We start from the raw sequence: 13,332 nt of genomic DNA on the forward strand, positions 1-13,332 counted from the left end.
CTTTCACAACCGTGACGGCACGCGACAACAAAGAGGCAAGTTCTACATGGCAGCACGCACCATCCTTCTGGTCGATGACGACAACGATCTTCGCGAGACGCTGGTCGAGCAGCTTTCCTTCTATGAAGAATTCAACATTCTGCAGGAAAGCAACGCCACCAAGGCGATGCAGGCGGCCAAGGCTTCCCAGATCGACCTGCTGATCATGGATGTCGGCCTGCCGGACATGGATGGCCGCGAGGCCGTGAAGCTCCTGCGCAAGAGCGGTTTCAAGGCGCCGATCATCATGCTTACCGGTCATGACACCGACAGCGACACCATTCTCGGCCTCGAAGCCGGCGCCAACGACTATGTGACCAAGCCATTCCGCTTTGCGGTTCTTCTGGCGCGTATCCGCGGCCAGTTGCGCCAGTTCGAACAGAGCGAGGACGCGACATTCACCGTCGGGCCTTACGTGTTCAAGCCGAGCCAGAAGCTGCTGACCACCGACGACGGCAAAAAAATCCGCCTGACTGAAAAAGAAGCGGCGATCATCCGTTATCTCTACCGCGCCGGGCAGAAGGTGGTTACCAGAGACGTGTTGCTGGAAGAGGTCTGGGGTTATAATTCCGGCGTCACCACGCACACGCTGGAAACCCATGTCTACCGCCTGCGCCAAAAGATCGAGCGCGACCCGTCCAACGCGGAAATCCTCGTGACGGAAAACGGCGGTTACAAGATCGTACCGTAAGGACTGGAACAACAATGGCACTTGCCGACGATATCCGCCTGCTCTCGCAGGTGCCGTTGTTTTCCGACATGGATGGCGACCAGCTGCGGCTGATCGCCTTCGGCGCCGAACGCCGCACCATCGGCGAAGGCCAGGCCCTGTTTCGCGAACACTCCCCCGCCGAATGCGCCTTCGTGATCGCCAGCGGCCGTTTTCAACTGTCGACGCTTGGCCGTGATGGGCACCAGCAGGTGGAAAAGGAAGTGGGCGCCGGAGCGCTACTCTCCGAACTGGCGCTGGTGACGATGGTGGAGCGCAAATACACGGCTGTGGCGCTGCAGGACAGCGACGTGCTGAAAGTGACGCGCACCCTGTTTCACCGCCTGCTAGAGGAATATCCGCGCGCGGCGCAGATCTTGCAGGCCCGCATCCGCGACAATCTGGTGCGCATGGCGCAGGCGGCAGCGGCGATGGAAAGCCGGTTCCAGTAAGGACGGTTGGCTCAGCGGGTTTGGGGGGTGGATCCTCGGGTCAAGCCCGAGGATGGCCAAACTGAAGGAGCGAGGATGCCACAAGCACCCATTTCCTCACACGGAAACGATCTCAGAATTTTCAACCGCTCGGGACTTATCGGCTCGCCGCAGCATTGATTGAGGCCCCCTCACGCCTCCCTACCGTCGTCATCCTCGGGCTTGACCCGAGGATCCAAACCCAAGCAGCCTGGCCTTACTTTCCCCCACTCAGAACTTGAACGTCGCGGTCACCGGCACATGGTCCGACGGCTGGTTCCAGCCGCGGGCTTCCTTCAGCACTTCTATTCTGTCCAGGAACGGCCCGAGCTCCGGCGACGACCAGATATGGTCGAGACGACGGCCCTTGTTGGCGGCTTCCCAGTCCTTGGCGCGGTAGCTCCACCACGTATAGATCTTTTCCGGTTCCGGCGTGTACTGACGCATCAGGTCCAGCCAGCCGCCCTTGGCTATGACCTCCTTCATGCCGTCGGTTTCCACCGGCGTATGACTGACGATCTTCAAAAGCTGCTTGTGCGACCAGACATCGTGTTCCAGCGGCGCGATATTGAGGTCGCCGACAAGGATGGATGACACACCCGGCATATCCGCCTTCAGCGCCTTCATCTCTTCGAGAAAATCGAGCTTGTGGCCGAATTTCGGATTGATGGTGCGATCCGGCTCGTCGCCACCGGCGGGAACGTAGAAATTGTGCAGGCGGATGCGGCGCGAACCGCGCTCGAAGATCGCCGAAATGTGGCGGGCATCACCGACATTACAGTAGTTCTGGCGATGATCTTCCGACAGGGGAATGCGCGAGGCGATTGCCACGCCGTGATAACCCTTCTGTCCGTGGATGATTATGTGCTCGTAACCGAGCGCCTTCAGGGGCGCGAGCGGGAATTCCGGCTCCTGGCACTTGATCTCCTGCAGGCAGAGGATATCCGGCTGGTGACGGACGATGAACTGCTCGACGATCGGCATGCGCAGCCGCACGGAATTGATGTTCCAGGTGGTGACGGAAAATGACATGCGAGCGATCCCCTGCTGATGGCCAAGGGTCTAGGCAATTTCCAATCTCCTGAAAAGCAGAAAGGCCGCCTTTTCGGCGACCTTCCGCAATCTCATCATGCTGTAAACAGCTTATCGGCGGCGGACCGCGTCGTAATCGATCTGAAAGACCTTGTTGTCGAACTGCGTGCCGTTCTGGACGTTATAGATCATCACCGACGTCTCCTTGTTCTGAAGGTCGGTAATGGTCCACTGACGCAGGTCATAGGTTTTCGGATCGAACATCATGGTGATCGTCGAATCGCCAAAGATGCTCTTGTTGCCGAGCACGATGGTGATCAGGTCCGACTCTTCCTTGACATCACGTACTGTCTGGTTCTGCAGGTCGATCTTTTCGGACAGAAGCAGGCTGAGCGGCGTCTTGGAGAGCGGATAGATATCCCAGGTCTTCAGCTTCAGATTGCCGATGACGACATTCTTGCCGTCGGCAATGACGCGGATCGGCGACGGATCCTCGAAATTGAAACGCAGTTTTCCGGGACGTTCGATGAAGAATTTTCCGCCGGTCTGTTCGCCGCGCGGGCCGAACTGCACGAATTCGCCCATCATGGTTTTGACGGAGGAAAAGTGATCGGCGATCTTCTGCGCGGACGCATTGCCCTGCGCGAAAGCCGGAACGCCTGTGAGACTGCCAAGCGCCATGGCCGTGACGCCGGTGACGAAACCGCGGCGGCTGAGGGAGGGTGTCAAAATCTGCGGCATGGTCTTAACTGTCATTCAATATTCTCCTTCAGTCTCTTCCTTACTGTCAAAGGCGGCGGCTTCGTGGCCGCGCCTCTTCACAGCGCGGTTACCGATCGAGAATATCGTTCTCCGTCGGCACCAGTATCTCGCGTTTGCCGGCATGGTTTGCCGGGCCGATCAGCCCTTCCTGCTCCATCCGCTCGATCAGCGACGCAGCGCGGTTATAACCGATCCCCAGACGACGCTGGATGTAGGATGTTGAGGCCTTTCCGTCACGCAGCACGATTGCCACCGCCTGATCGTAAGGGTCATCCGAATCGGAAAGATTGGATGTGCCCGCCGGGCCGCCTTCGTCGTCATCCTCGTCGTCTGCCGTAATTGCTTCGAGATATTGGGGCGAGCCCTGGCTTTTCAAGTAGGAGACGATTTCCTCGACTTCGTTATCCGACACGAACGGACCATGGACACGCTGGATGCGACCACCACCGGCCATGTAAAGCATGTCGCCCATGCCAAGCAGCTGTTCTGCACCCTGTTCGCCAAGGATCGTGCGGCTGTCGATCTTCGAGGTAACCTGGAAGGAAATACGGGTCGGGAAGTTGGCCTTGATCGTACCGGTGATGACATCGACAGACGGGCGCTGGGTGGCCATGATGACATGGATGCCGGCGGCACGCGCCATCTGCGCCAGTCGCTGCACCGCGCCTTCGATATCCTTGCCGGCGACCATCATCAGGTCGGCCATTTCATCGATGACGACGACGATATAAGGCAGCGGCTTGAGATCGAACTCTTCCGTCTCGTACATCGCCTCGCCGGTCTGGCGGTCGAAGCCGGTCTGCACGGTGCGGGTCAGCACTTCGCCCTTGGCCAGCGCCTGTTCGACGCGGGTGTTGAAGCCGTCGATATTGCGCACGCCGATCTTCGACATCTTCTTGTAGCGCTCTTCCATCTCGCGGACGGTCCATTTGAGCGCGACAACGGCCTTTTTCGGATCGGTGACGACAGGCGACAGCAGATGCGGGATGCCATCATAGATCGACAATTCCAGCATCTTTGGATCGATCATGATCAGGCGGCACTTTTCCGGGCTGTGCCGGTAAAGCAGGGACAGGATCATGGTGTTGATGGCGACCGATTTACCCGAACCGGTGGTACCGGCGACGAGAAGATGCGGCATCTTGGCGAGATCGGCGATGACCGGTTCGCCGCCGATCGTCTTGCCGAGCGCCATGGCGAGCTTGGCCTTGCTGCCTTCGAAATCGCGGCTGCCGATCATTTCTCGCAGATAGACGGTTTCGCGGGTGGAATTGGGCAGCTCGATGCCGATCGCATTGCGGCCGGGCACGACGGCAACACGGGCGGCGATCGCACTCATTGAGCGGGCGATATCGTCGGCAAGGCCGATGACGCGCGACGACTTGATGCCGGGGGCCGGCTCCAGTTCGTAAAGCGTGACGACGGGACCTGGGCGAACATGGATGATCTCACCCTTGACACCAAAATCTTCCAGCACGCCTTCCAGCATGCGGGCATTCTGCTCCAGCGCATCGGCCGACAGCGATGCATCGCGGGCAACGGCTTTCGGCTCCGTCAGCAGATGGACGGAGGGGAGCTGGAAACCTTCGGGATCGATGAACGAGGACTGTGCTTCGCGGCCGACACGGGCGCTCGGCTTCGGCGCGGCCGCTGCCGGCGTGACACGCGAACTGTTGCCGCGGCCGCGGGTACCGGAAACAAATTCATCATCATCCGGCAGGATGCCGGCCGGACGGCGCATACCGATGTCGTCGTCATCCTCGTCGTCATCGTGAGACGATGCCGGCGCGGAGATGGCGCGGCGCGCCATGGTGCGATTGGCAAACTCGCCGCCATCCATGGAGGGCTCACGGCGCTCGCCACGATTCACCGCCTTGGCGCGCACCGGCTCGTTCAGGCCGCCGAATTCGTCATCGTTGAAATCATAAGGCTGCTCATGCTGGCCGCCCATGCGACTGCGCGACTTGATGCCAAACAGACGGCGGAACTGCGCCTGCCCCATATACCAGTAATGCGCGAGAGCGCCGAAGGCCAGGAAGCCGGCAAAACCGCCCTCATCGTCTTCGTCGTCATCCTGCGCAGCATTGCGGCGCGGCGGTGCAGGAACGTCGTCCTCATCGACCTCGACCACATCGCGATGGCCGATGACGCCGGAAGAAAACAGCATCAGCCAGGCCGTCGGCAGCGCAAAGATGCAGCCGAGAATGGTGGCGAGCATGCCGGTCGGATAAGCGCCGACGAAAAGCGCCGGAAAACGCAGGATCATGTCGCCCAGAACCCCGCCGATACCGTTGGGGATCGGCCAGGTGAGCGGCGCCGGAAAGCAGCCGAGAGTGGCGGCACCCGCAAGAGCCGCGCCGAACCAGGCGGCAATACGGGCAGGCAGACGATCGATATGCCGGCCGGTGATCAGCGCCATGGCCCAGGCCAGGATTGGCAGCAGCGCCAGCACGCTGGACAAGCCTAAAAACTGCATCATCAAGTCGGCAAAGGCCGCACCCGCGGACCCGAGAAGATTGCTCGGCTGGTTGTCTGTGGCATAGGAGAAACTCGGATCGGCGACGTTCCACGTCGCCAGCGCGGCAATGGCCAGCGCGAGCCCGAGAAAGATCCCGAAACCGAGAAGCGCCAGAACCTGACGCATGACGAAAGCGGTAAGCACGAGGCGCGTCGATCTATGCGCCATGGCTGCCGAATTGCTTCTGCTCATTATCACCAGCCTGTAACCAGTTTTGGGCATGGCGGTCGGTCCGGCGGCCCGACACGCAATGCGCCCAGATGAGAGCAAGCTAACGAAAGCAGGTTAACGCAACTTTAACCACGCCTGTAAGGGCAAAATTTACCCCGGCAAAAAGGCCCGGAGCGGGATCGCGCCGGGCCTTTGAAACGTTTGGAGGTTGAGAACATCACGCGGCGGGCAGGCCCGCCGCGCAAAAGTCATCAATCGTGGTAGGCAGCTTCGCCGTGCGAGGCAAGGTCGAGACCTTCGCGTTCGGCTTCGACCGTGACGCGCAGGCCGACGATGATGTCGACGATCTTGTAGATGATGAAGGAGCCGATACCGCACCATGCGATGGTGACGAGAACGGCATAGACCTGCGTCATGAACTGGCCGCCCATGGTGACGCCTTCGGCATAACCGATGCCGCCGAGCGACGCAGAAGCGAAGATGCCGGTGGCAAGCGCGCCGAAGAGGCCGCCAATGCCGTGGACGCCGAACACGTCAGCCGTGTCGTCGTAGCCGAACTTGTTCTTGATGACGGCAACGAAGAAGTAGCACAGCGGCGAAACGATCAGGCCCATGACGATGGCGCCCATCGGGCCGGCAATGCCGGCAGCAGGCGTGATGGCAACGAGGCCGGCGATCATGCCCGAAACGGCACCGAGCAGCGAAGCCTTGCCGCGGGTAAACGTTTCGACGATGCACCACGAGATGATGGCAGCAGCGGTGGCAACGAAGGTGTTGACGGTTGCGAGCATCGCGCCGCCGGAGGCTTCGAGGTTGGAACCGGCGTTGAAGCCGAACCAGCCGACCCACAGCATGGCGGCGCCGACGAGCGTCAGCGTCATCGAATGCGGAGCCATCATGTCCTTGCCGTAGCCGGTACGCTTGCCGACCATGATCGCACCGATGAGGCCAGCGAGACCCGCATTGATGTGAACGACCGTGCCGCCAGCGAAGTCAAGTGCGCCCCAGCCGAAGATCAGGCCGTTTGCGTCCCAGACCATGTGAGCGATCGGGAAGTAGACGAAGGTGACCCACAGGATGCAGAACAGGATCGAAGCCGAGAACTTGATGCGTTCGGCAAAGGCGCCGATGATCAGTGCAGGCGTCAGTGCTGCGAAGGTCATCTGGAACATCACGAAGATGAATTCCGGAATGACGACGCCGTCAGAGAAGGTTGCGGCCGTCGAATCGACGCCGACGCCGGAGAGGAACATCTTGGCCGTGCCGCCCCAGAAGGCAGACGTGCTGCCACCGAAGGCGAACGAGTAACCGTAGGTGACCCAGATCAGCATGATGGCCGCACCAGCGACCGTGCACTGCATCAGGACGGACAGCATGTTCTTGGCGCGGACGAGACCGCCGTAGAACAGCGCAATGCCCGGCATCAGCATGAACAGCACGAGAAGCGTGCAGATGAACATGAAGGCGGTATCGGCCTTGTCCGGAATCGGTGCTGCGGCAGCGGCAGCAGGTGCTGCTTCCTGCGCAAACGCGACGGCCGGAGCGAAAAGCGCAGTTGCTGCGGCCCCAACGCGTCCAAGGTTGGAAATTTTTGTAAACGACATAGCTGGAAAACTCCCCTGACCGCCCTGCTTAAAGCGCTTCTGTGTTGGTTTCGCCGGTACGGATGCGCACGGCCTGTTCGATCGAGTAGACAAAAATCTTGCCATCGCCGATCTGGCCCGTCTTTGCGGACGACGCGATGGCTTCTACGGCCTTTTCAACCACATCGGCTGCGACGGCGATTTCGATTTTCAACTTCGGCAGGAAGCTGACGGCGTATTCGGTGCCACGATAGATTTCGGTATGTCCCTTCTGGCGCCCGTAACCCTTGACCTCGGTTACGGTCAGGCCCTGGATACCGACTGCCGTGAGAGCTTCGCGCACCTCATCGAGCTTGAACGGCTTGATAATGGCCATCACGATTTTCATGTGGTTTCCCATCCTTTGTTATCTCGGCGCCAACGGCCGATGTTCCCTGATCGACGGCTGATCAGGCGCATCGACTGCCACTCACCATTCAAGGCGCGTGCCAGATTCGAAACGAGAAATAAGTTATTGAAATGTAAAGATTAAAGATCAGCGCGTTAAACTTGCGGCAACTGATTGCCACAAAAGCGCCCAAATTAACGGCGCTTTTCAAAAAATGACTATTATTTAGTCATTTGCCCGTTTGCGAATCAGACCTTCCTGCGCGACGGACGCAATCAGCACGCCGGAACGCGTAAAAAGGCTGCCACGGGTCATTCCGCGGGCATTTCGGGCGTTCGGGCTGTCCTGCGTGTAGAGAAGCCAGTCGGCGAAATCGACCGGGCGATGAAACCACATGGCGTGGTCGATGCTTGCCGCCTGGATATTCGGATCGAAGATCGTCGAGCCATGCGCGTAGAGCGAGGTATCGAGCAGCGTCATATCGGACAGATAGGCCAGCACAGCGGCCTGCACGCCACGATCCATCGGCACCGGCCCAGTCGTGCGCACCCAGATCTGCTGCTCGGGCTCGAGTTTTTCGCGCGTCATGTAGTGGCGCAGAGAGACGGGACGGAATTCGACCGGTCGCTTCTGGCCCCAATATTTCTGGATCGCCTCGGGCGCATGCGACAGGACCTGCTTCTGGAAATCCTCCTCACCCAGCAACTGTTCCGGCGGCGGCACGTTCGGCATGTCGATCTGATGGTCGAAACCGGGCTCATCCACCTGGAAGGACGCCGTCATCGTGAAGATTGGCCGGCCATGCTGGACGGCGACGACACTGCGGGTGGTGAAACTGGAGCCGTCACGCATGCGCTCCACCTGGTAGACGATCGGCACGGCCGGATCGCCGGGGCGCAGAAAATAGGCATGCAGCGAATGGGTGAAACGATCCGCATCGACGGTGCGCTGGGCGGCAACCAGTGCCTGCGCGATCACCTGCCCGCCAAAAACGCGCTGCCAGCCAACCTTCGGGCTTTTGCCACGAAACAGGTTTTCCTCGAGCTTTTCGAGATCGAGCGTGGCGAGCAGGCCATCCATGGCGGAGCGTGCGGAATCGTCGTTATGCGGCATTTTGATCAGTCCCGGTGATAGGAAGCCGAAGAGGCATGCTCTATATAGACGAAGAAGCAGAATAGAAAACGGAGCCTGATATGCTGGACATGCTGATCGTCGGAGGCGGCTATGTGGGCCTCAGCGCCGCGGTGGCCGTCAAGCAGGCAGCGCCGCATCTGGCGGTCGAGGTGATCGAGGCAGCGCCGGAAGGCGTGTGGGAAAAGGATGAGCGCGCTTCTGCGGTGATTGCCGCCGCTAGCCGCATGCTCGACGTGTTTGGCGCCTGGCAGGAAATCTTGCCGGATGCGCAGCCGATAAACCGCATGATCGTCACCGATTCGCGCACCTCCGATCCGGTTCGTCCCGTTTTCCTCACCTTCGATGGAGACGTCGAGGAAGGCCGGCCATTTGCCCACATGATTCCCAACGTCTCGATGGTGCGGGCGCTGCGCAATGCCTGCGCACGCCTCGGCATCAGCATCCGCCACGGCGTTTCCGGCACCGGTTTCGTGACCGGCAACACGGCGACCACCCTCTCACTCTCGGATGGCTCGACGGTCGAGACCCGCCTTCTGGTTGCCTGCGACGGCGTACGCTCAAAGCTGCGCGATATGGCCGGCATCAAGACGGTGAGCTGGAAATACGACCAGTCGGGCATTGTCGCCACCGTCGAACATGAACGTTCGCACGAAGGCGTGGCCGAAGAACACTTTTTGCCGTCCGGCCCGTTCGCCATCCTGCCGCTCACCGGCAACCGTTCGTCGCTGGTCTGGACCGAGCGCACCGCCGATGCCGACCGGCTGGTCGCATCGGACGATCTGGTGTTCGAGGAAGAATTGCAGCGTCGCTTTGGCCACAAACTGGGAGAATTGCGCGTTCTGGGCGGACGCAAGGCATTTCCGCTCGGCCTTACCCTGTCACGATCCTTCGTCGCCCAACGGTTTGCATTGGCGGGCGATGCTGCCCATGGCATCCACCCGATTTCCGGCCAGGGCCTCAATCTGGGCTTCAAGGATGTGGCAGCGCTGGCGGAGACCGTGGTCGAGGCCGACAGGCTCGGTCTGGATATCGGCTCGCTCAACGTGCTGGAACGTTACCAGTCCTGGCGCCGCTTCGACACATTCAGAATGGGCGTCACCACTGATGTTCTGAACCGGCTGTTTTCCAACGATGTCGGCCCGATCCGTATCGCGCGCGATCTGGGAATGGGCATCGTCGAGCGCCTGCCGGGTGTGAAATCCTATTTCATCGGGGAAGCTGCTGGCACCTCGGAAAAAGGCGGGCCACGCCTGCTGTCCGGTCAGGCGATCTAACCGACAAAACTCAGCCTTCGAGCTTGCGGGCTTCGGAGACAAGCATGATCGGAATACCGTCGCGGATCGGATAGGCGAGCCGCGGCCCTTCCGACACGAGTTCATTGGTATCGCGCTGAAACACCAGCCGCCCCTTGGATAGCGGGCAAACCAGCAGTTCCAGCAGCCTTGGATCAACCTTGCTCAGTCTCTCGTCCATCGTCTCGCCTATTGCAGCCTTGTCGTATCAGCCTCGCCAAAACCGCGCGCCAGCAGGATCTCGGTGATCGCGATCAACGTGTCGGCGCGGGATTTCAGGTCCGGGGCTTCCAGCAATGCCTGTTTTTCGGCCGGACCGAAAGGGGACATCATCGACAGGGAATTGACCAGCGTGCGATTTCCGGCGCGCTCCACACTTTCCCAGTCCGCTTCCAGCTTGTTGGCATCGAGATAGGCGCGAAACACCCGCAGCAGGGCATCGCGATCGACGGATGCCTCATCCTCGTCGGTCAGGTCCGAAAGGAATGGCGAAATCTTGAAGCTGCGGAACGGGTGCCCGTCGCCAACTTCCTCGATCAGGCGAAAGCGGCAGATGCCGCTGAGAGAGGTGATGTAACGGCCGTCGCCCGTTTCGCCGAAGGAGGTGATGCGCCCGATACAGCCGATATGGCTGAGCGCGGAGCGTACTCCCTCTTCGCCCTCATGTTCGCCCATGGCGGGCTGCACGATACCGATCAACCGGTTGCCGGAAATGGCGGCATCGAACATGGCGAGATAACGCGGCTCGAAAATATTGAGAGGCAACTGGCCGCCGGGCAGAAGAAGCGCGCCGGTCAAAGGGAAAACGGGGACTTTTTCGGGCAGGTCCTCGAGTTTCAGATATCGCGCGTTGCCAACATGCATGCCTAACCTCCGGAAGTTCCGGCGGTCTCTCCCGCGGCTCTGTTTCATGCCGGCTGACCGCCTCACGAGTAATGTGGGGCGGTCATGCCGAAACGCAAGTGCAAGATTTGATCAGGAAAACAGAATGGACGACAGACGTCGGCGCGCCGAAATCGTCGCCGGATCTTTTGGACCCCAGACTTCGAAAAACTGCAGAAGCTGGCGGCGCGCGCCATCCTCATCGAATGTACGATCCTTGCGCATGATCGTCAGAAGGTGCTCGGCGGCCGCTTCACGATCGCCCTGCACGTTGAGGATTTTTGCAAGGTTCATGCGCGCTTCGTGATCGTCCGGATTGGCGGCAAGCGCCTGCTCAAGCGCCACGGGATCACCGAGCTTGCGGGCTTCCTCGATCTGCTCCAGCTTGGTTTTTACTGCCTGAATGGCAGGATCGGCGCTCATTTCTTCCGGCAGCGAGGCCAGCATCTGGCCGGCACGCGCGGTTTCGCCAAGTGCGATCAGGCACTGCATCATGCCGGCAGCGGCCTTTGCATTTTCCGGATCGGCCTGAAGCACGGCACTGTAAAGCTGGGCAGCATCCTGAACCTGACCGGCGACCAGCAGGCCTTCGGCTTCTGTCAGCACAGCCTCGATTTCGGCCGCCTGATCGGCGCCGGGAGGGCCGGCCAGCTTTTCGACGAATTCACGCACCTGGCTTTCCGGCACCGCACCCATGAAACCATCGACCGGGCGACCATCGACAAAGGCGATGACGGCCGGGATGGACTGAATGCCGAGCTGGCCGGGAATGGACGGGTGATCATCGATATTGAGCTTGACCAGACGCACCGCGCCGCCCGCCTCGTTGACGACCTTTTCGATGACTGGCGTCAACTGCTTGCACGGCCCGCACCAGGGCGCCCAGAAATCCACGAGAACCGGGCGGAGACGCGATTCCTCCAGAACATCCCTGGTGAAACCGGCCGTCGTCGTATCGACGATGACATCGCCGGCCGGTGCAGGCGCAGAAGCTGCGGCAACAGGTGCCGGTGCGGCAGGAGCGCCGCCATAGGAGACCGAAGCCCCGCCCTGGCCGCCGTAAGACTGGCCATAGGAGCCGCCATACTGGCTGCCGCCATAAGGATTGTTCGTGTCGCTCATGATGGTCTCCCCGAAGGTCTTTGAATGTCTTCTATATGTAGGCTGAAAAGATCGTATGTCAGCCCGTTACTTTCAAGACAAGCGGCTCATGCCCCGTGGCCTTGAAGAAGCGGATCAGATCAGTCGTCGAAACCGAGGTCGTCGCGTCGTTCGAAAGCGGGTGGCCGTTGATGATCTCGGATGCCATCAGCGCCTCGTCCAGCACGAAGGTGACGTTGTTGTCCTTGTCGTTGAAGGCGGCAAACACCGTCACCGAGCCGGGAATGACCCCTAGAAACTCGATCATCTTTTCCGGGCGGCCAAAAGAGACGCGACTGGAAGCACCGATGACCTTGTGAATGGTCTTCAGGTCCACCTCGGCCCGCTCCTCCACGGTCACGACAAAATACTGGTCCTTCTTGTCCTTCACGAACAGGTTCTTGGTGTGAGCGCCGGGAATTTCGTCGCGCAGGCTTTCCGACTCGGCAACGGTGAAGACCGGCGCATGGGTTTTGGTCGCATGCGGGATGCCGAGGCCATCCAGAAATTCAAAAAGATCGGCGGCGGTGGCGGGCAGTGTCACGGGCTGTTCAGTCTCGGTCATGTCGTGCTGTTCCATTGAATGTTTTCGCGACATTAGACAGCGCATCCGGTGGCAACAAGGTCTGCAAGCGACATGATCGGACCCGCCTGCTCGCTCGAGCATTGAGCTTTTTATCAACCGCCTCACCATTTTCTTCGCGTGCAGACAATTTCCCTGTTGCATTTGAAAATGGTTTGAGCGATACACCGCCTCGTCGCAGCGATGCGGCCCACGGTTCAGCATAACTACCCCGAACCGATGGATTATGAGCGGGTGTAGCTCAGGGGTAGAGCATAACCTTGCCAAGGTTAGGGTCGAGCGTTCGAATCGCTTCACCCGCTCCATTTTCTCTTCAAGCCGAATTGAGACACGATAGCACACGCTCAGCGTGATCGCTTTCGACATGACTGTTTTCGCGCTGGCGTAATCGGCATGCGGCCACGAATGGCGCACCGGCTTTTTCCACAAACACCATCAGAAAAATGCTCCAGCCTCGTCACAAAGGTGTTGCATTTGAAAATGGTTTGAGCGATACACCGCCTCGTCGCAGCGATGTGGCCCACGGTTCAGCATAACTACCCCGGACCGGTGGATTATGAGCGGGTGTAGCTCAGGGGTAGAGCATAACCTTGCCAAGGTTAGGGTCGAGCGTTCGAATCGCTTCACCC

General features: G+C 59.9%; 13 protein-coding genes and 2 tRNA genes. 5 read left to right on the plus strand and 10 right to left on the minus strand.

The window, feature by feature from the left end; genetic code table 11:
* Positions 1-46 precede the first annotated feature (46 nt).
* Together AAIH70_RS20055 and AAIH70_RS20060 are read left to right on the plus strand one after the other, a co-directional pair.
* On the plus strand, positions 47-730 hold the full coding sequence (locus AAIH70_RS20055; RefSeq protein ID WP_132277395.1) for a response regulator transcription factor: 684 nt from the start codon (positions 47-49) through the stop codon (positions 728-730).
* A gap of 14 nt (positions 731-744) precedes the next feature.
* Positions 745-1,200 carry a cyclic nucleotide-binding domain-containing protein gene (locus AAIH70_RS20060; protein ID WP_132277397.1) on the plus strand — a complete coding sequence of 152 codons (456 nt, stop codon included), beginning with the start codon at positions 745-747 and terminating at the stop codon, positions 1,198-1,200.
* 249 nt (positions 1,201-1,449) lie between these two features.
* Here AAIH70_RS20060 and AAIH70_RS20065 read toward each other — a convergent pair whose 3' ends face one another.
* The 6 genes from AAIH70_RS20065 to tesB form a co-directional block, all read right to left on the minus strand.
* Complete coding sequence (locus AAIH70_RS20065) at positions 1,450-2,250, minus strand: exodeoxyribonuclease III (RefSeq protein WP_132277399.1); 801 nt, start codon at positions 2,248-2,250, stop codon at positions 1,450-1,452.
* Between the two features lie 111 nt (positions 2,251-2,361).
* Positions 2,362-3,006: an outer membrane lipoprotein carrier protein LolA gene (locus tag AAIH70_RS20070; RefSeq protein ID WP_132277401.1), complete on the minus strand. Its 645-nt coding sequence runs from the start codon at positions 3,004-3,006 to the stop codon at positions 2,362-2,364.
* A 73-nt stretch (positions 3,007-3,079) separates the two neighbouring features.
* The gene (locus AAIH70_RS20075; protein ID WP_132277403.1) at positions 3,080-5,722 is read right to left on the minus strand and encodes an FtsK/SpoIIIE family DNA translocase; all 2,643 of its coding nucleotides are present in this window, start codon (positions 5,720-5,722) and stop codon (positions 3,080-3,082) included.
* 230 nt (positions 5,723-5,952) lie between these two features.
* Positions 5,953-7,305, minus strand: coding sequence for an ammonium transporter (locus AAIH70_RS20080; RefSeq protein ID WP_132277405.1), 1,353 nt, complete (start codon positions 7,303-7,305; stop codon positions 5,953-5,955).
* A 28-nt stretch (positions 7,306-7,333) separates the two neighbouring features.
* Positions 7,334-7,684: a P-II family nitrogen regulator gene (locus AAIH70_RS20085; RefSeq protein WP_165932080.1), complete on the minus strand. Its 351-nt coding sequence runs from the start codon at positions 7,682-7,684 to the stop codon at positions 7,334-7,336.
* 213 nt (positions 7,685-7,897) lie between these two features.
* Positions 7,898-8,785 (minus strand): acyl-CoA thioesterase II, encoded by an 888-nt coding sequence (gene tesB / locus AAIH70_RS20090; RefSeq protein WP_245519256.1) that lies wholly within the window; start codon positions 8,783-8,785, stop codon positions 7,898-7,900.
* Between the two features lie 80 nt (positions 8,786-8,865).
* On the opposite strand from tesB, the gene AAIH70_RS20095 reads away from it, so the two are divergent.
* Positions 8,866-10,080: a ubiquinone biosynthesis hydroxylase gene (locus AAIH70_RS20095; protein ID WP_430035225.1), complete on the plus strand. Its 1,215-nt coding sequence runs from the start codon at positions 8,866-8,868 to the stop codon at positions 10,078-10,080.
* Positions 10,081-10,090: 10 nt separating this feature from the next.
* On the opposite strand, the gene AAIH70_RS20100 is transcribed toward AAIH70_RS20095, so the two are convergent.
* From AAIH70_RS20100 to AAIH70_RS20115, 4 genes are all read right to left on the minus strand, one after another.
* Complete coding sequence (locus AAIH70_RS20100; RefSeq protein ID WP_132277411.1) at positions 10,091-10,279, minus strand: Trm112 family protein; 189 nt, start codon at positions 10,277-10,279, stop codon at positions 10,091-10,093.
* An 8-nt stretch (positions 10,280-10,287) separates the two neighbouring features.
* Positions 10,288-10,962 carry an LON peptidase substrate-binding domain-containing protein gene (locus AAIH70_RS20105; RefSeq protein WP_132277413.1) on the minus strand — a complete coding sequence of 225 codons (675 nt, stop codon included), beginning with the start codon at positions 10,960-10,962 and terminating at the stop codon, positions 10,288-10,290.
* A gap of 111 nt (positions 10,963-11,073) precedes the next feature.
* Complete coding sequence (gene trxA / locus AAIH70_RS20110) at positions 11,074-12,102, minus strand: thioredoxin (protein ID WP_132277415.1); 1,029 nt, start codon at positions 12,100-12,102, stop codon at positions 11,074-11,076.
* 58 nt (positions 12,103-12,160) lie between these two features.
* Positions 12,161-12,685 carry a prolyl-tRNA synthetase associated domain-containing protein gene (locus AAIH70_RS20115; protein ID WP_132277417.1) on the minus strand — a complete coding sequence of 175 codons (525 nt, stop codon included), beginning with the start codon at positions 12,683-12,685 and terminating at the stop codon, positions 12,161-12,163.
* A gap of 248 nt (positions 12,686-12,933) precedes the next feature.
* Here AAIH70_RS20115 and AAIH70_RS20120 point away from each other — a divergent pair.
* Both AAIH70_RS20120 and AAIH70_RS20125 read left to right on the plus strand, forming a co-directional pair.
* A tRNA-Gly gene (locus tag AAIH70_RS20120) sits at positions 12,934-13,008 on the plus strand.
* A gap of 255 nt (positions 13,009-13,263) precedes the next feature.
* Positions 13,264-13,332: transfer RNA gene (locus tag AAIH70_RS20125), tRNA-Gly, on the plus strand.

Source organism: Neorhizobium sp. BT27B (assembly GCF_050455485.1).
GTDB lineage: Bacteria > Pseudomonadota > Alphaproteobacteria > Rhizobiales > Rhizobiaceae > Neorhizobium.